17 protein-coding genes and 1 pseudogene are annotated in these 16,483 nt (G+C 74.7%); 11 read left to right on the forward strand and 7 right to left on the reverse strand.

The window, feature by feature from the left end; genetic code table 11:
• Nucleotides 1–23: 23 nt before the first annotated feature.
• Complete coding sequence (locus AB6L24_RS04270) at nucleotides 24–389, reverse strand: PRC-barrel domain containing protein (RefSeq protein WP_405652251.1); 366 nt, start codon at nucleotides 387–389, stop codon at nucleotides 24–26.
• Between the two features lie 274 nt (nucleotides 390–663).
• On the opposite strand from AB6L24_RS04270, the gene AB6L24_RS04275 reads away from it, so the two are divergent.
• A complete protein-coding gene (locus AB6L24_RS04275) occupies nucleotides 664–1,008 on the forward strand; it encodes a tetratricopeptide repeat protein (RefSeq protein ID WP_405652253.1) in 345 nt (114 codons plus the stop codon).
• A 144-nt stretch (nucleotides 1,009–1,152) separates the two neighbouring features.
• The gene (locus AB6L24_RS04280; RefSeq protein WP_405652256.1) at nucleotides 1,153–2,085 is read left to right on the forward strand and encodes a glycosyl hydrolase family 18 protein; all 933 of its coding nucleotides are present in this window, start codon (nucleotides 1,153–1,155) and stop codon (nucleotides 2,083–2,085) included.
• A 90-nt stretch (nucleotides 2,086–2,175) separates the two neighbouring features.
• Here AB6L24_RS04280 and crcB read toward each other — a convergent pair whose 3' ends face one another.
• The gene (gene crcB, locus AB6L24_RS04285) at nucleotides 2,176–2,550 is read right to left on the reverse strand and encodes a fluoride efflux transporter CrcB (protein ID WP_405652258.1); all 375 of its coding nucleotides are present in this window, start codon (nucleotides 2,548–2,550) and stop codon (nucleotides 2,176–2,178) included.
• On the reverse strand, nucleotides 2,547–2,984 hold the full coding sequence (locus AB6L24_RS04290) for a FluC/FEX family fluoride channel (RefSeq protein ID WP_405652260.1): 438 nt from the start codon (nucleotides 2,982–2,984) through the stop codon (nucleotides 2,547–2,549). Before AB6L24_RS04290 ends, crcB begins: the two co-directional genes overlap by 4 nt.
• 256 nt (nucleotides 2,985–3,240) lie before the next feature.
• Here AB6L24_RS04290 and AB6L24_RS04295 point away from each other — a divergent pair, with 256 nt between their 5' ends.
• A complete protein-coding gene (locus AB6L24_RS04295) occupies nucleotides 3,241–4,263 on the forward strand; it encodes an aminoglycoside phosphotransferase family protein (RefSeq protein WP_405652262.1) in 1,023 nt (340 codons plus the stop codon).
• Between the two features lie 115 nt (nucleotides 4,264–4,378).
• Here AB6L24_RS04295 and AB6L24_RS04300 read toward each other — a convergent pair.
• Nucleotides 4,379–4,672, reverse strand: a pseudogene (locus AB6L24_RS04300) (plasmid stabilization protein); the annotation flags it as partial.
• 69 nt (nucleotides 4,673–4,741) lie between these two features.
• Between AB6L24_RS04300 and AB6L24_RS04305 the strand changes: the two are divergent.
• Nucleotides 4,742–5,038, forward strand: a complete 297-nt coding sequence (locus AB6L24_RS04305; RefSeq protein ID WP_405652264.1) for a WhiB family transcriptional regulator — start codon at nucleotides 4,742–4,744, stop codon at nucleotides 5,036–5,038.
• A gap of 80 nt (nucleotides 5,039–5,118) precedes the next feature.
• Here the strand turns inward: AB6L24_RS04305 and AB6L24_RS04310 are convergent, their stop codons facing one another.
• Entirely contained in the window at nucleotides 5,119–6,561 is a 1,443-nt protein-coding gene (locus tag AB6L24_RS04310) for a dihydrolipoyl dehydrogenase family protein (protein WP_405652266.1), read from the reverse strand.
• Nucleotides 6,562–6,679: 118 nt separating this feature from the next.
• On the opposite strand from AB6L24_RS04310, the gene trxA reads away from it, so the two are divergent.
• Nucleotides 6,680–7,063, forward strand: coding sequence for a thioredoxin (gene trxA / locus AB6L24_RS04315; protein WP_030362580.1), 384 nt, complete (start codon nucleotides 6,680–6,682; stop codon nucleotides 7,061–7,063).
• Nucleotides 7,064–7,180: 117 nt separating this feature from the next.
• Here the strand turns inward: trxA and AB6L24_RS04320 are convergent, their stop codons facing one another.
• On the reverse strand, nucleotides 7,181–8,266 hold the full coding sequence (locus AB6L24_RS04320; RefSeq protein ID WP_405652268.1) for a LacI family DNA-binding transcriptional regulator: 1,086 nt from the start codon (nucleotides 8,264–8,266) through the stop codon (nucleotides 7,181–7,183).
• Nucleotides 8,267–8,676: 410 nt separating this feature from the next.
• Between AB6L24_RS04320 and AB6L24_RS04325 the strand changes: the two genes are divergently transcribed.
• Both AB6L24_RS04325 and AB6L24_RS04330 read left to right on the forward strand, forming a co-directional pair.
• Entirely contained in the window at nucleotides 8,677–10,104 is a 1,428-nt protein-coding gene (locus tag AB6L24_RS04325; protein WP_405652271.1) for an amidase, read from the forward strand.
• A gap of 376 nt (nucleotides 10,105–10,480) precedes the next feature.
• Entirely contained in the window at nucleotides 10,481–10,816 is a 336-nt protein-coding gene (locus AB6L24_RS04330; RefSeq protein WP_405652273.1) for a hypothetical protein, read from the forward strand.
• Nucleotides 10,817–10,835: 19 nt separating this feature from the next.
• Here AB6L24_RS04330 and AB6L24_RS04335 read toward each other — a convergent pair whose 3' ends face one another.
• Nucleotides 10,836–11,693 (reverse strand): TIGR02452 family protein, encoded by an 858-nt coding sequence (locus AB6L24_RS04335; RefSeq protein WP_405652276.1) that lies wholly within the window; start codon nucleotides 11,691–11,693, stop codon nucleotides 10,836–10,838.
• 274 nt (nucleotides 11,694–11,967) lie between these two features.
• Here AB6L24_RS04335 and egtA point away from each other — a divergent pair, with 274 nt between their 5' ends.
• From egtA to egtD, 4 genes are read left to right on the forward strand one after another with little or no spacing between them, the layout of a single operon-like run.
• A complete protein-coding gene (gene egtA, locus AB6L24_RS04340; RefSeq protein ID WP_405652278.1) occupies nucleotides 11,968–13,344 on the forward strand; it encodes an ergothioneine biosynthesis glutamate--cysteine ligase EgtA in 1,377 nt (458 codons plus the stop codon).
• Nucleotides 13,341–14,705, forward strand: a complete 1,365-nt coding sequence (gene egtB / locus AB6L24_RS04345; protein ID WP_405652280.1) for an ergothioneine biosynthesis protein EgtB — start codon at nucleotides 13,341–13,343, stop codon at nucleotides 14,703–14,705. The genes egtA and egtB overlap by 4 nt, the downstream gene beginning before the upstream one ends.
• Nucleotides 14,705–15,466, forward strand: coding sequence for an ergothioneine biosynthesis protein EgtC (gene egtC, locus AB6L24_RS04350; RefSeq protein WP_405652282.1), 762 nt, complete (start codon nucleotides 14,705–14,707; stop codon nucleotides 15,464–15,466). Before egtB ends, egtC begins: the two co-directional genes overlap by 1 nt.
• A complete protein-coding gene (gene egtD / locus AB6L24_RS04355) occupies nucleotides 15,463–16,437 on the forward strand; it encodes an L-histidine N(alpha)-methyltransferase (RefSeq protein WP_405652284.1) in 975 nt (324 codons plus the stop codon). Before egtC ends, egtD begins: the two co-directional genes overlap by 4 nt.
• The last annotated feature ends 46 nt before the right edge of the window (nucleotides 16,438–16,483 follow it).

Genomic DNA, 16,483 nt, shown 5'->3' on the forward strand with positions numbered 1-16,483 from the left:
GCCACCGCGCGGCGGCACCGGTGTCAGAGCTGCGAGCCGCTGTCCAACGTGGCGTAGTACGCGCCCACCTCGTTGAGATACGCGGGGTCGGTCGTCTGGCTGTCGGTGGTGAACTGCGGCGCCTCCTTGACCTGCTCCTTGGAGTGTCCGACCGTCACCGTCCCGGCCTCGCGGTCGATCCGCGTGACGGCCCCGGCCGGGATCAGCACGCTCTTGCCGAACACCCACACTCCGGTGTCCACGACCAGGTGCTGGCGGCCCGGCTGGTCCACGTGCCGGTCCACCTGCCCGATGACACCGTCGGTCGCCTCGACCGTGAATCCCGTCATGGGCTCCTGCGGCACGGCCTGGTGGCCGCTGCCGGGCGGATAGGCCCAGATGTCCTTCACCGCATGTGCTCCCTCTACTCGGGCGGCCGGCCGCGGCTCGCGCCACGTCCGCAGCCGCTGGTTCCGCCACGTGCCGCGGGTCGCGCCACGTCCACGGATGTCGCTCAGCGACGGGGGTGCTGAGAGTCGGCTCATTGTCCACCCCGTCACCCCCTCCTGAGCCGCTGTTCGAGCGAGGCACCCGATACATCCGATATCCCGTCCCGGCCCACCCATGCCAGTAGTGGAATATTCAACCTTCTGGTGCCGTTGAGGGCGGTCAAGGAGGCACACAGTGGAGTTCACCTACTTCGACCACGGCACCGCGGCCGAGCGCTGGGAGCGCGCGGGCCAGTTCTTCGACGCCAAGGAGTACACGACGGCGGCCCGCATCCTCGCCCCGCTCGCCGACGAGGTCCCCGAGCAGGTCGCCCCGCGCCTGCTCCTCGCCCGCGCCTACTACCACTCGGCCCAGCTCCGCCGCGCCGAGACCGAACTGCGCACGGTCCTGGACCTCGACCCCGTCGAGGGCTATGCCCGCCTGATGCTGGGCCGCACCCTGGAGCGCCTGGGCCGGGACGCGGAGGCGGCGCCGCAGCTGCGGATGGCGGCGGCGCTGGCGGGCGAGTTCGCGGGCTAGCGCGACCGAGCATGGCAAGCGGGGGCAACTAAAGCGCATTAGTTGCCCCCGCGCTCTAGCCCCGCACCACCTCCGTCGTCAGAATTGCCGAGGCCTGGAACGGCCTGCGTACGGCAATTCGACGGACCTGGAGGAGAGTTCGGGATGAAGAGACGGAGCGTGCTTTTCGGTGCCCTCGCCCTGACGGTGGCGTCGGGGACGGTGGCCGCGGCCGCGCCGCGTGCTGCGGTGGGCAGGCGTGTCGTCGTCTACTACCAGACGCAGTACACGAACGGCAGGTATGTCTCGCCGCTGGGCCTGACCAGGAACAAGACCGGTGTGACCGATGTCCTGGTCGCCGCCGTGCATCTGAACGACCTGAACGGTCCCTACGCGCCGGTGCACGTGAACGACGATCCGCCGGAGGCCGCGAAGTACGACCGGATGTGGCGGGACCTGAAGGAGATGCAGGGGCGGGGGGTGCACGTCCTCGCGATGGTCGGTGGTGCGGCGCCGGGGAGTTTCACGCGGCTCGACAACGAATTCGACACGTATTATCCGCTGCTCCGCGACTTCATTCGGCGGTACGGGCTCGACGGGGTCGATCTGGATGTGGAGGAGCGGATGTCCCTCGCGGGCATCGTGCGCGTCATCGACGCGCTGCGCGCCGACTTCGGGCCCGGCTTCCTCATCACCCTCGCCCCGGTGGGGTCCGCGCTGAGCGGGGGCGGGAACCTGTCGGGCTTCGACTACGAGCGGCTCTACCGGGACCGGGGCGACGACATAGCCTGGTTCAACGCGCAGTTCTACAACGGCTGGGGCAGCATGACGTCCACGTCGAGCTATGACGCGGTCGTCCGGCGCGGGCTGATACCGGCGTCGAAGGTGGTCGCGGGCACGCTGACGGACCCCTCCAACGGCGGCAGCGGGTACGTGGCACCGACCCGGCTGAAGTCGACGATCCGAAGCCTGGTCGCCACGTACCCGGACATGGGCGGCGTCATGGGCTGGGAGTACTTCAACTCGCAGCCCGGCGGGACGGCGCAGCCGTGGCGGTGGGCCGCCGAGGTGTCGTCGGCGCTGGCCGCGGTCCGCTGAGGGAAGCGGGTCAGGGGTCCCGGCGCCGCGCCTCCCGTGCGGTGCGGCGCCGCTCAGCCCCACAAGCGCTGCTCAGCCCCACAGCTCCGCTCAGCCCCACAGCGCCTCGCCGACCGCCACGCCCAGGAAGGCCGCGCCGAGGCCCACGGCGACGCTGCCGACGACGTTCGCCGCGGCGGCGAGCGGCAGCCGGTCCTCGGCCAGCCGCCACGTCTCGTGCCCGAAGGTCGAGTACGTCGTCAGCGCGCCGCACAGACCGGTGCCGAGGAACAGCTGGGTGTGCGCGGACGCCGCGCCCGCGCTCGCGGCGCCGGTGACGACGCCGAGGACGAGGCAGCCCACCACGTTGACGGTGAACGTCCCCCAGGGGAAGGCCGGTCCGTACCGGGCACGCATCGCCCGGTCGGTCAGGTACCGCAACGGGGCGCCGATCGCCGCTCCCGCCACCACGCAGAGCCAGTTCACCGCCCGCCCGCCTCCCGCCGTGCCGCGAGGACCCGGCGCGTCGCCACCGCCGCCGCCGCCACCGCAGCGAGCGCGGTCAGCGGTGTCAGCGCCAGGTGGAGCAGGCCGGTCCCCAGGTGGCCGCCGTCAAGGAGTCGCTCGGTGTCCACCGCGTACGTGGAGAAGGTGGTGAAGCCGCCGAGCACCCCGGTGCCGAGGAACGGCCGGACCAGGCGGTGGACGGGCTCGCGGGCCGCGGCGATCAGCGCCATCAGGACGCCGATGAGCGCGCACCCCACGGCGTTGACGGCGAACGTCGTCCAGGGGAAGCCGCCCGGCCCGACCGGCCACAGCAGGGCCGCGCCGTAGCGGGCGGACGCCCCGGCCGCGCCGCCCACGGCCACCGCCGCGAGGATCGGCCACCCGTCGCGCGGCGCCGCCGCCGTCCCGCTCATCCGTCTCCCGTTCCCGCCCGTACGGCGTGCGTTCTCCCGACCGTACGGAGTCCGCGTGCCGTGCCCGTGCCCTCGACCGCGGCCTCATTGTCGCGCGCGTCGGGGCGCGTGAGCGTGCCGGGACGGCTGTGGCGTGCGGAAACTCGGTGGACAACGGGGCATCCGGTGGGTGGGATGAGGTCTCGCGGATCCGGTGGCCACGGCCGCCGGGCCGTGTTTCGGTCGGGTCGCGTCGAGGAGAGGTCGAGGAGAGTCCGTGTCAACAGGTGGTGCCGGCAAGCCGTTCGCGTACGAGGAGTACGAGGATCACGACGACTTCGAAGACCACGAGGACCACGAGGACGACGGAGACGATGAGCGGGGCGGGGGCGAGGACGGGGACGTCCGCATCGACGAAGCCCTGGTGCGACGGCTGCTGACCGCGCAGTTCCCGCAGTGGGCGCCATTGCCGATCCGGCCGGTGCCGCGCTCGGGCATGGACAACGTCACGTACCGCCTGGGCGACGACCTGACGGTCCGGCTGCCGCGCTACGAACGCTGGGTCGGGCAGGTCGAGCGCGAGCAGCGCTGGCTTCCGTGGCTGGCCCCGCAACTGCCGCTCGCCGTCTCCCGGCCGGTGGCACAGGGGAAGCCGGGCGAGGGATACCCGTTCCCGTGGTCGGTCTGCCGGTGGCTCGACGGCGAGGTCGCGACGACGGACGGCCTGGCCGATCCGCGGCGGACGGCCGTGGAACTCGCCGGGTTCGTGACGGCACTGCGGGCGATCGACGCCACGGGCGGTCCTGAGCCGCAGCTCAGCAACGCCTTCCGCGGTGCCCGGGTCGGCGCCGAGTGCGATGCGCTGACCGCCGACTCCCTCGTCCGCGGCAAGATCGCGAAGCTGCGCGGGATGGTCGACACGGACGCGGTGACCGCCGTGTGGGAGGAGGCCCTGGCCGCCCCCGCGTGGGACCGGCCGCCGGTGTGGCTGCACGGCGACCTCGCGACCGGCAATCTCCTGGCCGTCGACGGCCACCTCACCGGGGTGATCGACTTCGGCACGCTGGCCGTGGGCGACCCCGCGTGCGACCTGATACCGGCGTGGATGTTCCTGCCCCCGCAGGCCCGCGCCACGTACCGCGAGGCCGTCGGCGCCGACGAGGCGATGTGGGCACGGGGCCGGGGGATCGCCCTCGCCGGGTCGCTTCCGGTGCCGGACGACCCGTTCTTCCAGCAGGACCCGGCCCGGGTGACGACGGCGCTCCGGCATCTGGAGGGGATCCTCGCGGACGGGGCGTGAGGACCCGGCGCGGGCCCGCAGATCCGCAGGCGCGGACAGGGTGCGCGGGGTGACGTCCTGGGTGCGCGGGGCGGCTTCGGCCGTCCCGGCCGCCCGCCCCACCCTGCCCCTCAGCGCCCACGGCCCGCGCCAGCTGCGCCTTCGTCATCGACGAACGTCCCTTCAGCCCGCGCCGCTTGGCCTCCTCGTACAGCTGGTCGCGGGTCGGACCCTGTGCGCCGCTGTGCGAGCGCAGGCCGCCCCTGCGGCCGGACGAGATGTCCTGCGTCGACGTACGGGATGCGGTCTTGGCCTCGCCGCTGCGCGCCCGCTCCTTGTTCACGGTGCGCGCCGCGATCTCCCGCGCCCGCTCCCGCTTCTCGCCGCGCTGCTCGGCGCTCTCCTTGATGTGTTCGTACGGGAAACCCACGTGTAACCACTCGGCCCCATCGTCAAACGGGGGTTGTTTGTCCAGGGCCGCCCCGGGCACCCGCGCCGCATGGATGAGGTACCGCTGCGACAGGAGTGGATCCACCGGGCCGCGTGCGCGGACGCCGATCCCGAGCTGTTCTTCCCGGTGGGCACGACAGGACCGGCCGAAAGGGACCAGGAGGAGGCCAAGCGGGTGTGCACACGCTGTCCCGTGCGGGACCAGTGCCTCGCGTACGCGCTGGGGTCCGGGCAGACGTCGGGCGTCTGGGGCGGCAAGGACGAGGCGGAGCTGGCCGCGCTGCGACGCAGGCGGCGGGCGGCCCAGCGCTGGGAGGCGCGGCGGAGTGACCGCCGCGCCGCCTGACGCGGTGGCCCGGCGGCGACGGCCGCCCACCCCGGTTCAGCTCGGGTGACGGGACGGCCGCCAGCCTCGGTACGCGGCCGTCAGCCCCGGTACGTCTCGAGCAGCCGCAGCCACACCTCGCTGATCGTCGGATACGCGGGCACCGCGTGCCACAGCCGCTCGATGGGGACCTCGGCGGCGATGGCGACCGTGGCGGAGTGCAGGAGCTCGCTGACGCCGGGGCCGACGAAGGTGACGCCGAGGAGGATCTCGCGGTCGAGGTCGACGATCATGCGGGCGCGGCCGCGGTAGCCGTCGGCGTACAGGCCGGAGCCCGCCACCGACGCGAGGTCGTGGTCGACGGCGCGCACGCGGTGGCCCGCGGCCTCGGCGGCGGCGAGGGTGAGGCCGGCGGAGGCGGCCTCGGGATCGGTGAAGACGACCTGGGGGACCGCGTCGTGGTCGGCGGTGGCGCTGTGGGTGCCCCAGCGGTCGGTCTCCAGGAGCGGGACCTTCTGGGCGCGGGCGGCGATGGCCGCGCCCGCGATCCGGGCCTGGTACTTGCCCTGGTGGGTGAGGAGCGCCCGGTGGTTCACGTCCCCGACGGCGTACAGCCAGTCGCTGCCCGTCACCTTGCAGCTGTCGTCGACGGTCAGCCACGCGCCGGGCTCAAGGCCGACCGTCTCCAGGCCGAGGTCGTCCGTGCGCGGGGCGCGGCCGGTGGCGAAGAGGATCTCGTCGGCCTCGACGGTGGCGCCGTCGTCGAGGGTGACGGTGAGGGTGGCGCCCTCCCGGCGGACCTCGCGGACCGAGGTGTCCGTGCGGACGTCGGCGCCCGCCTCGCGCAGCGCGTCGGCGACGAGTTCCCCGGCGAACGGCTCCATCTTCGGCAGCAGCCCCTCCCCGCGGACGAGCAGCGTCACCCGCGCCCCGAGGGCCTGCCAGGCCGTGGCCATCTCCACGCCGACCACGCCGCCGCCCACGACGACGAGGCGCCCGGGCACGTGGTCGGAGCTGGTCGCCTCGCGGCTGGTCCAGGGCCTGGCGTCGGCGACGCCCGGCAGGTCGGGGACGACGGCGCGGCTGCCGGTGCACACGGCGACGGCGTGGCGGGCGGTGAGCCGGCGGACCGTGCCGTCCCCGGCGGTGACCGTGACCTGGCGGGTGCCCGCGAGGCGGCCGTGGCCGCGGTAGAGGTCCACGCCGACGGATTCGAGCCAGCCCACCTGGCCGTCGTCCTTCCAGTGCGAGGTGTAGGAGTCGCGGTGGGCGAGGACCGCGGCCGCGTCGAGGGGGCCTTCGACGAGGTGGCGCAGGCCCGGTACGCGACGGGCGTCGGCGCGGGCCACGGCCGGGCGCAGCAGGGCCTTGCTCGGCATGCAGGCCCAGTACGAGCACTCGCCGCCGACGAGTTCGCTCTCCACGATCGCCGTGCTCAGGCCGTTCGCGCGGGCCCGGTCGGCGACGTTCTCGCCCACCGGTCCGGCGCCGACGACCACGACGTCGTAGGTGATGGTTTCGCTGGCTTCCGTGGCATCCGTCATGGGGACAGTCTGGTCCCAGGTGTGCGGCGTGGCCACACGGGTACGCGCGCGGAATACGGCCGTCGCCCCGGCCGTTGTGCACGACGGCTTCGCCCTCATCAGGAAGAGAGAACAAACCATGAGCAGCACGACAGTGGAGCTCACGAAGGAAAACTTCGACCAGACGATGACGGACAACCAGTTCGTCCTGATCGACTTCTGGGCGTCCTGGTGCGGGCCCTGCCGCCAGTTCGCCCCGGTCTACGAGAAGGCCGCGGAGGCCAATCCCGACCTGGTCTTCGGCAAGGTCGACACGGAGGCGCAGCCGGAGCTCGCGGCGGCGTTCGGCATCCAGTCGATCCCGACGCTGATGATCGTCCGCGATCAGGTCGCGGTGTTCGCGCAGCCCGGCGCGCTGCCCGCGGAGGCCCTGGAGGACGTGATCGGCCAGGCCCGCAAGCTGGACATGGACGAGGTGCGCAAGTCCGTGGCCGAGCAGCAGGCCAAGGAGCAGGAGCAGTAACAGCGGGTCACGAACGCGGGTGCGGGCGCGGGTGACGGGGTGGACGACCCCGGGGCCCGCGCCCGCCGCGTCCGCACGGCCCCGACCCGCGGGAGGCCCCCGCGGGCGCGGCGCGGGTCAGCTCGACTCGCGGTGCACCACGCTCGCGCCGAGCACGTCGTGCACCTCGGCCCGCCCGCCCGGCTCCCGCACCACCCGGTCGACGAGTTCCGCGAGGCTCCGGCCCGACGGCAGCTCGATGCGGACGCTGCTCAGGCGCGGGCGAAGGAGCCGGGCCAGCATCAGGTCGTCCGCGCCGACGACGGCGATGTCGTCGGGGACGGTGATCCCCTCGTCCTGGAGGGCGCGCATCAGGAGCATCGCGTACTCGTCGTTGTACGCGAAGACCCCGTCGAGGCCGAGCGACCGCCAGCCGTCGACGAGGCGGGCCGCCGAGTCCTCGGTGTAGGCCAGGGGCAGCTCGGTCACCGAGCAGCCCTCGACGGTCCGCACGGCCGTGCGGACGCCGTCGAGGCGCGGTTGGGAGAATGCCTCCAGGCCGGGTTCCTCAGGGACGACGACGCCGATGCGGCGGCGGCCCTGGGCCAGGAGGTGCGCGGCGGCCGCGCGGCCCACCAGGCGCTGGTCCATGAGCAGGGCGTGCGCGCCGTCCGCCCGCTGCGGGCCGAGGGTGAAGACGGCCTTGGCGCCGGAGCGTTTGAGCACGGCGACGCCGCGGGCGCCGAGCGCGATCGCGTCGGGCGCGAGGACGGCCACGGGGCGCAGCTCCGCCCAGGCGCGGGCCGCCTCCTCACCGGTCAGGCCGAGGCTGCCGTACTGCACCACGGTGTAGTCGAACCGGCTGAGCGCCCACTGGAGTTCGTTGATGAACTCGCTGAAGAGCGGGCCGACCGCGATCTGCGGGGTCGGCATCAGGACCATGCGGCTGTGCCCGGCGCGCAGGCTGCGGGCGGCGGCGTGCGGGACGTACCCCAGTTCCTTGGCGGCCGCGTGGACGCGGCGGCGGGTGGGCTCGCTGATCCGGACGGCGCTGGTGTTGTTGAGGACGTAGCTGACGGTGGCGCGGGAGACGCCCGCGAGGCGGGCGACGTCGGCGCTCGTCGGGACGGAGTGCGGCGTGCCCTGCGGCACGGAGTCGGGCGGGGAGCTCGGCGCGTCCGGCGCCGGGACCGGCGCGGGCTGCTGCTTCGGTATCTGCACCATGACCCTCGCAATCCTTCCAGACGGCCCCGGGGCGCACCCAGGCGGGCGCGGGGGCGCTGCCGGGCAGGCGGCGGGGCACGGCCGCGCACGCCGTCGTCCCTGGTCGCGCGGCATGTCACGTACGCCCGCGACGGCGCACGCACGGCCCCGCGAGGGCGTCGCACGCCTCTCCCGCGCGCCGCCACGGGGGCGGGGCACACCCGGCGAGCGGCGTGAACTCCCCCGTCCGGATACCGCGTTGGGCCGCCGGAGGCTACCGTTCGGTCACATGCCCGACCGGGCCGCCGACCCCCGGACCCTTCCCCCGCTCCCCCGCCCCCGCTCCTCGTGTGCTCCGCCCGCCCCGCCCACCGCAGTGTTCCCCGCTCCCCTGCCCCACAGCTGTGCTGCCCGATGGAAGGTGCCCCCACATGACCGCCGACCGTTCCCCGGGACTCGCGGAGACCGCCCGTGTGCTGGCCGAGGGCCAGGTGACCGCACGGGAGTTGACCGAGCGGGCGCTCGCCCGGATCGAGGCGGCGCAGCCCCGCCTCAACGCGTTCCGGGTGGTGCGCGCCGAGGCCGCGACGGCCGAAGCGGAGGCGGCCGACCGGGAGTTGGCGGCGGGCAAGCGGCTGCCGCTGCTCGGGGTGCCGGTGGCGGTGAAGGACGACACCGACGTGGCGGGCGAGCCCACCGCCTTCGGGTGCCCCGGTGACTTCCCGCCGAAGGCCGAGGACGCCGAGGCGGTGCGCAGGCTGCGGGCGGCGGGGGCCGTCATCGTCGGCAAGACCAACACGTGCGAGCTGGGGCAGTGGCCGTTCACGGAGGGCCCGGCCTTCGGCGACACCCGCAATCCGTGGCACACCGGGCACACGCCGGGCGGCTCGTCGGGCGGTTCGGCGGCCGCGGTCGCCGCGGGCCTGGTCCCCGCGGCCCTCGGCTCGGACGGCGCGGGCTCGGTGCGGATACCGGCGGCGTGGACGCACCTCGTCGGGATCAAGCCGCAGCGCGGACGGATCTCGACGTGGCCGTGGCCGGAGGCGTTCAACGGCATCACCGTCAACGGCCCGCTGGCCCGCACCGTCGCCGACGCCGCCCTGCTCCTGGACGTGGCCAGCGGCAACCACGCGGACGACCTGCACCAGCCGCCCGCGATCCGCGCCGCCGACGCGGCCACGCGCGAGCCGGGGCGTTTGCGGGTGGCCCTCTCCCTGGGCATGCCGTTCACGGCGACGCCGAAGCGGCTGCATCCGCTGGTGCGCGGCAAGGTCGTGGCGCTCGCGGAGCGGCTCGCCGCGCTCGGCCACGACGTGTCCGAGGCCGACCCCCGCTACGGCCAGATCGGGCTCGCGTTCGTGCCGCGGGCCACGGCGGGGGTGGCGGACTGGGTGCGCCGGGTGCCCGATCCGTCGCTGCTCGACCCGCGCACCCGGGAGGCGGCGCGCCTGGGGCGGCTGCTCGGCGGCGCGCCGCTGCGGCTCTCGCGGCGGGCGGAGGCGACGCTGCACCGCAGGGTCGGGGCGGTCTTCGACACGTACGACGTGGTGCTCGCGCCGACGACGGCGACCCCGCCCCCGCCCGTCGGCACCATGGCCGCGCTCAGCGGCTGGCGCACCGACCAGGCGATGATCGCGGCCTGCCCGTACGCGTGGCCGTGGAACGTGCTCGGCTGGCCCGGCGTGAACGTGCCCGCGGGCCGGGTCGCGGGCGGTCTGCCGGTCGGCGCCCAGCTGCTCGGCCCCGAGGGCAGCGAGCCCCTGCTGATCTCCCTGGCGGCGCAGTTGGAGGACGACCTGCGCTGGCACGAGGAGTGGCCGACGCCGCTGGCGGACACAGGCGGCGCCGTGAGGACGTAGGGGCTCTGCGCCCGGCACACGTGGGAGGCTTCCGGGACGCGGAGGCCTCCCCTGCCGCACGGGCCACCGGGCACGCCCGGCACGGCGGACACGCACGCCCGGTACGGGACGTCGTCGCGCGGACTGCGGCCGTGAAGCCCAAGGGCCCTCTGCGCCCGACACCCGAAGAGCCCACTGCCCCCGGGCACCCGCACGACAAGGCCCAGCCGCGCGGAGAAGCCCGCATGCCGCACGGACCGACAGCCCGGTGCGCCCGGCAGCCCCTGGGAGTGCGGCACCCCCAGCACGCCGGCCGCATGGACCCGGCGCCCCGAGGCCCGCCCCGCACGCCGAAAACCCCGTGCGACCACCGCCCCGCCCGCCTACCGTCCCCAGCGTGCAGATCTACGAGATCCACATCCGCGCCTTCGCCGGCACCGACGCCGCACTCGCCCTGCAGGAGCCGCTCGCCCGGCTCCTGTGTCCCGTCGAGGACCACGTCGGCCCCTGTGAGGTGCCGTGGGGCTTCACTCTGGGTGACGTGCGGGGCCCGGACGACCCGGAGTGCGACCTCGTCCTCGGCATCTTCGCGAGCGCGGAGAAGGCCGCGGAGGTCAGGGACCGGGTGCGGGCGTTCGTGGGCGAGGCGCACCCGACGGACCTGCGGGAGGCCGTCACGGACACCTTCGACGAGCTGGCGGAGCAGTACCGCATCGAGCAGGGCGGGGACTGAGGCGCCGCGGCCCGCGGCCTCAGGCCGACGTCCGCCCCGTCGCCCCCGTGGACCCCGCCGCCCCGAGGACCCGCTCGAACGCCCGGCGCGTCGTCTCGCCCCGGGTCCGGTCGAGCACCCCGAACACGACGTGGTCGAAGTACCCGGCGAACCGGCCTCCCGCCCCGAGCAGCGCCCGGAACGCCTCGGCGGCCTGCGCCGGGTCGTTCTGGAACACCCCGCAGCCCCACGCGCCGAGCACGAGCCGCCGGTAGCCGCAGGCCGCGGCGGTCTCCAGGACCCGCCCGGCACGGGCGGCGAGCGCGTCCGGGAGCGCGTCGGCCCGCTCGGGCGCCGTGCGCCGCACCACTCCGGCGTTGGGCGCGGGCGAGGTGAGGAACCCGGTCGCGTACATCTCGCCGAGGAGGTTGCCGCGGTCGTCGCGGAAGACGGGCACGGCGGGGGCGTGGATGACGCGGTCGCTGTAGAACGGGTCGCGGTGCGCCCGGTGGTGGTCGTAGAAGCCGCGCTGCTCCAGGAGGCACACGTACAGCGCGGAGGACCGGCAGAGCGCCTCCTCCTGCGCCTGTGCGCCGTTCAGGAAGCCGCCGCCCGGATTGCGGGCCGAGGCGAAGTTCAGAACGGCTACGGGGCCGCCGCCCGCGCCGTGCAGGCGGTGGGCGGCCTCCAGGCTGGACTCCCCCGTGACCTCGACGGTCGTCGGGCCGGGCGCGCGCGGGGGCACCTCGACGGGATCGGGGCCGTAGAGCCGGGTCCCGGCCCGCGCGGCGGCCACCGCGTCCGCGAGCTCGACGCGCCGCCCGTCCGGCGCCGTGTACGCCCCGTCGGCGACGATGTCCACCGTGTCCTGCGCGATCCCGCGCAGCCGCGCGCTCACCGGCGCCTCCCGCCGGGCGTCACCGTGCTCCGCGTGCCGTGCGCCGCGCTGTCCCCCATGCTGGACGTGGCCCTTTTCCCGGTGTCCCCGGTGCCATGTCCACGTACATACCCCGTGTCGAACATGAACAGATGGTGTGCCGTGCCTGTCGGCCGTCGCAACGGTATTTCCCGGCCACGAGGGCAGTCTTGTGCGAAATAGGTTGAAGGTCTTGGGTGTTACGAGCGCTGCGCGGGCAGTCCGCCCGCGCGGGCCGAACAGGAGGACCCGCGACATGCCAGAGGGAGACTGTACGAAACGCCGAGCCCGTCTCGGCCAGGCCGTCACCGAGGCCGAGATCGAGGCCCTGGTGCGCGGCATCTGCTTCAAGACGGGACCGCCCGCCGTCACCGGTGTGGAGCTGGAATGGCTCCTGCACACACCGGACGCGCCCCGCACGCCCGTGTCGTCCGCCCGTGTCGAAGCCGCTCGCACGGCACTGCGGACCAAGCCCCTGCACTCGACGGTCACCGTCGAACCCGGCGGCCAGCTGGAGCTCAGCTCGCTTCCCGCCGCGTCCCTGATGGAGTGCGTGTCAGCCGTATCGGCCGATCTGGCCGTCGTCCGCGACACGCTCCGCTCCCTGGACCTGACGCTCACCGGCCTCGGCGCCGACCCGTGGCGCGCGCCCGCGCGGATCCTGCACGAGCCGCGCTACGACGCGATGGAGAGCTGGTTCGACCGCACCGGCGAGGCCGGGCGGCGCATGATGTGCTCCACGGCGTCCGTGCAGATCTGCCTGGACGCGGGGTACGAGGAGCCCGGGCCGCTGGGCTATGCCCGCCGCTGGCGCCTGGCCCATCTGCTCGGCCCCGTCCTGGTCGCCGCGTTCGCCAACTCCCCGCTGCAGGACGGCCGCCGCACCGGCTGGCGCTCCACCCGGCAGGCGGTGTGGGCGGGCATCGACCCGGGCAGGTCGGGGGCGCCCGCCCTCGACGAGGAGCCGCGGGCGGCCTGGACCCGGCACGCGCTCGACGCGCCCGTGATGTGCGTGCGCACCGATCCGGCCGACGAGGCGCCCTGGCTGGTTCCCGACGGCCTGAGCTTCCGGTCCTGGGCCCGCTCCGGGGCGCCGCGCCCGCCCACCCGCGCCGATCTCGACTACCACCTCACCACGCTGTTCCCGCCGGTCCGGCCGCGCGGCCACCTGGAGTTGCGGATGGTCGACGCGCAGCCCGGCGAGGACGGCTGGATCGTGCCGCTCGCGGTGACGAGCGCGCTGTTCGACGACGCGGGCGCCGCGGAGACGGCCTACCGCACCGTCAAGCCCCTGGCCGAGCGCGCGGGTGCCACCCCGCCGCCGCACAGCCCGCTGTGGCTGGACGCGGCGCGCCACGGACTCGCCGACGCGGAGCTGCACGAGGCCGCCGCGGCCTGTTTCGCCGCCGCGCTCGAGGCGCTGCCGAGACTCGGCGCCGACAGCCACGTCCTGTCGGTCGTCGCGGCGCACACCGAGCGCTATGTGGCCCGCGGCCGCTGCCCCGCCGACGACCTGCTCGACGCGGCTCCCCCGGACGGGGCGGACGGCGCAGGGGCGCACGGAGACGGTACGCACGAGGCCGGGGCGCGCACGGACGGGACCCCTCTCTTCGGGAAGGACGCACACCGATGACCGGTTCCACGACGGGACCCACGAACGGCTCCCCGACCGACCCCGAGGCGCTGCGGGTCCGGGCGCAGACCGCGCTGCTCGCCGCGCGCGAGCGCACCGCGCTGCTCACCTCCTGTGTCGAGGACGGCGAACTGACCGCGCAGCACTCGCCGTTGATGTCCCCGCTGGTGTGGGACCTCGCGCACATCGGCAACCAGGAGGAGCAGTGGCTGCTGCGCGCGGTCGGCGGCCGTGCCGCGCTGCGGCCCGAGATCGACTCGCTGTACGACGCGTTCGAGCACCCCCGGGCCACCCGGCCCTCGCTGCCGCTGCTCGCCCCCGACGAGGCCCGCCGCTACGCCGCCGACGTGCGGGGCCGCGCGCTCGACGTCCTGGAGAGCACGCCGTTCCACGGTTCGCTGCTCACCGACGCGGGCTTCGCCTTCGGGATGATCGCGCAGCACGAGCAGCAGCACGACGAAACGATGCTGATCACCCATCAGCTGCGGTCGGGCGCCCCCGCGCTCACCGCGCCGGACCCGGATCCCGCGCCCGTGTTCACGGGTCCGCCCGAAGTGCTCGTGCCCGGCGGCCCGTTCATGATGGGCACGTCGGCGGAGCCGTGGGCGCTCGACAACGAACGCCCCGCGCACCGGCGCTTCGTACCGCCGTACTTCATCGACACCGCGCCGGTCACCAACGCCGCGTACCAGCGTTTCATCGACGCAGGAGGCTACGAGGAGCCGCGCTGGTGGCACGAGCGCGGCTGGGAGGCGGTGCGCCGCAACAAGCTGACGGCGCCGCTGTTCTGGCGGCGCGAGGCGGGTCAGTGGCTGCGGCGGCGCTTCGGCGCCCTGGAGCCGGTTCCGGGCGACGAGCCGGTGCTGCACGTCAGCTGGTACGAGGCGGACGCGTACGCGCGCTGGGCCGGGCGGCGGCTGCCGACCGAGGCGGAGTGGGAGAAGGCCGCGCGCCACCACCCGGGCGAGGACCGGTCGCTGCGCTACCCCTGGGGCGACGCGGACCCGACGCCGGAGCGGGCCAACCTGGGCCAGCGGCATCTGCGCCCGGCGCCCGCGGGCAGCTATCCGCTGGGCGAGTCGCCGCTCGGCGTACGGCAGTTGATCGGTGACGTGTGGGAGTGGACGGCCAGCGACTTCCTGCCCTACCCGGGCTTCGTCGCCTTCCCCTACCGCGAGTACTCGGAGGTGTTCTTCGGCGGCGACTACAAGGTGCTGCGCGGCGGCGCCTTCTCCGTCGACGCGGTGGCCTGCCGGGGCACGTTCCGCAACTGGGACCATCCGGTGCGGCGGCAGATCTTCTCCGGCTTCCGCACGGCACGCGACGTCACGGCCGCCGAGACCTCCGAGGGGGTTCTCTGATGTGCCGTCACCTCGCGTTCCTGGGCGAGCCCGAGGCGCTCGGCGCGCTGCTCGTGGAGCCCGCGCACAGCCTGTTCCGGCAGTCGTGGGCGCCGCGCAGGCAGCGGCACGGGACGGTCAACGCGGACGGCTTCGGCGTCGGCTGGTACGCGGACGGCGACCCGGTGCCGGCCCGCTACCGCAGGGCCGGGCCGATCTGGGGCGACCAGTCCTTCGCCGACCTGGCCCGCGTGGTGCGCTCCGGCGCGCTGCTCGCCGCGGTGCGGGACGCCACCGAGGCGGGCGCGGACGGGGAGGCCGCGGCGGCGCCGTTCGCCGCGGGGCCCTGGCTGTTCAGCCACAACGGGGCGGTGTCCGGCTGGCCCGACTCGCTCGCCGCGGTCGCGACCACGCTGCCGCCCGCCGATCTGCTGTCCCTGGAGGCGCGCTGCGACTCGGCGCTCGTGTGGGCGCTGGTCCTGGAGCGGCTGCGGCGCGGCGACGACGCGGCGCAGGCGCTCGGCGACGTCACCGTGGAGGTGGCGCGTGCCGCGCCCGCGTCCCGTCTGAACCTGCTCCTCACCGACGGCGAGACGATCGCCGCGACGGCGTGGGGCGACACCCTCTGGTACCTGACCGAGCCCGGCCGCACCGGCCGCACCGTCGTCGCCTCCGAGCCCTACGACGACGACCCGTCCTGGCGCGAGGTGCCCGACCGCACCCTGCTCGCCGCCACAAGGACCGACATCCTGCTGACCCCGCTCAAGGAGCCCACCGCGTGAGCCCGTTCCTGCTGACCCGCACCCTGCCCGAGGACGCCGCGGGCGCCGCACTGCGCGCCGACGTCCTGCACGGCCTCTCCCGGACTCCGAAGTCCCTGCCGCCCAAGTGGTTCTACGACGCGCGCGGCAGCGCCCTGTTCGACGAGATCACCACGCTGCCCGAGTACTACCCGACGCGCGCCGAGCGGGAGATCCTCGTCGCCCGGGCCGCCGGGATCGCCGCGGCGACGGGCGCGCGCACCCTCGTCGAGCTGGGCTCGGGCTCGTCGGAGAAGACCCGGCACCTGATCGACGCGATGGAATCGCTGCACACCTACGTCCCGGTCGACGTCAGCGAGTCCGCGCTCACCGGCGCGGCCAACACGCTGATCGCCGAGCGGCCCGCCCTCGATGTGCACGCCCTCATCGCCGACTTCACCCGCGGCCTCGCGCTGCCCGGCACGCCGGGGCCGCGTCTGGTCGCGTTCCTCGGCGGCACGATCGGCAATCTGCTGCCCGCCGAGCGCGCCGCGTTCCTCACGTCGGTGCGCGGCCTGCTGTCCCCCGGTGACGCGCTGCTCCTCGGCACGGACCTGGTCAAGGACGAGGGGGTGCTCGTGGCGGCGTACGACGACGCGACGGGCGTGACCGCCGCGTTCAACAAGAACGTCCTGCACGTCATCAACCGCGAGCTGGGCGCGGACTTCGACCCGGACGCGTTCGCCCACGTCGCCGTCTGGGACCGCGACCACGAGTGGATCGAGATGCGCCTTCGGTCCCGGGCCGCCCAGACCGTGAAGATCCCCGCGCTCGACCTCGCCGTGCACTTCGCGGCGGGCGAGGAGCTGCGCACGGAGATCTCCGCGAAGTTCCGCGAGGAGGTGGTGAAGGCGGAACTGGCGGCGGCCGGCCTGTCACTGACCCACTGGTGGACGGACGAGCGGGCCCGCTTCGCGCTGTCCCTGAGCACGGTCGCCGGGGCGGAGGCCTGACGTCGGCCTGCTCCGCCCACGGCGCCGGGCGCGGCTCGGGTCGCGC

The organism is Streptomyces sp. RK9, assembly GCF_045070545.1.
Classification (GTDB): domain Bacteria; phylum Actinomycetota; class Actinomycetes; order Streptomycetales; family Streptomycetaceae; genus Streptomyces; species Streptomyces alboflavus.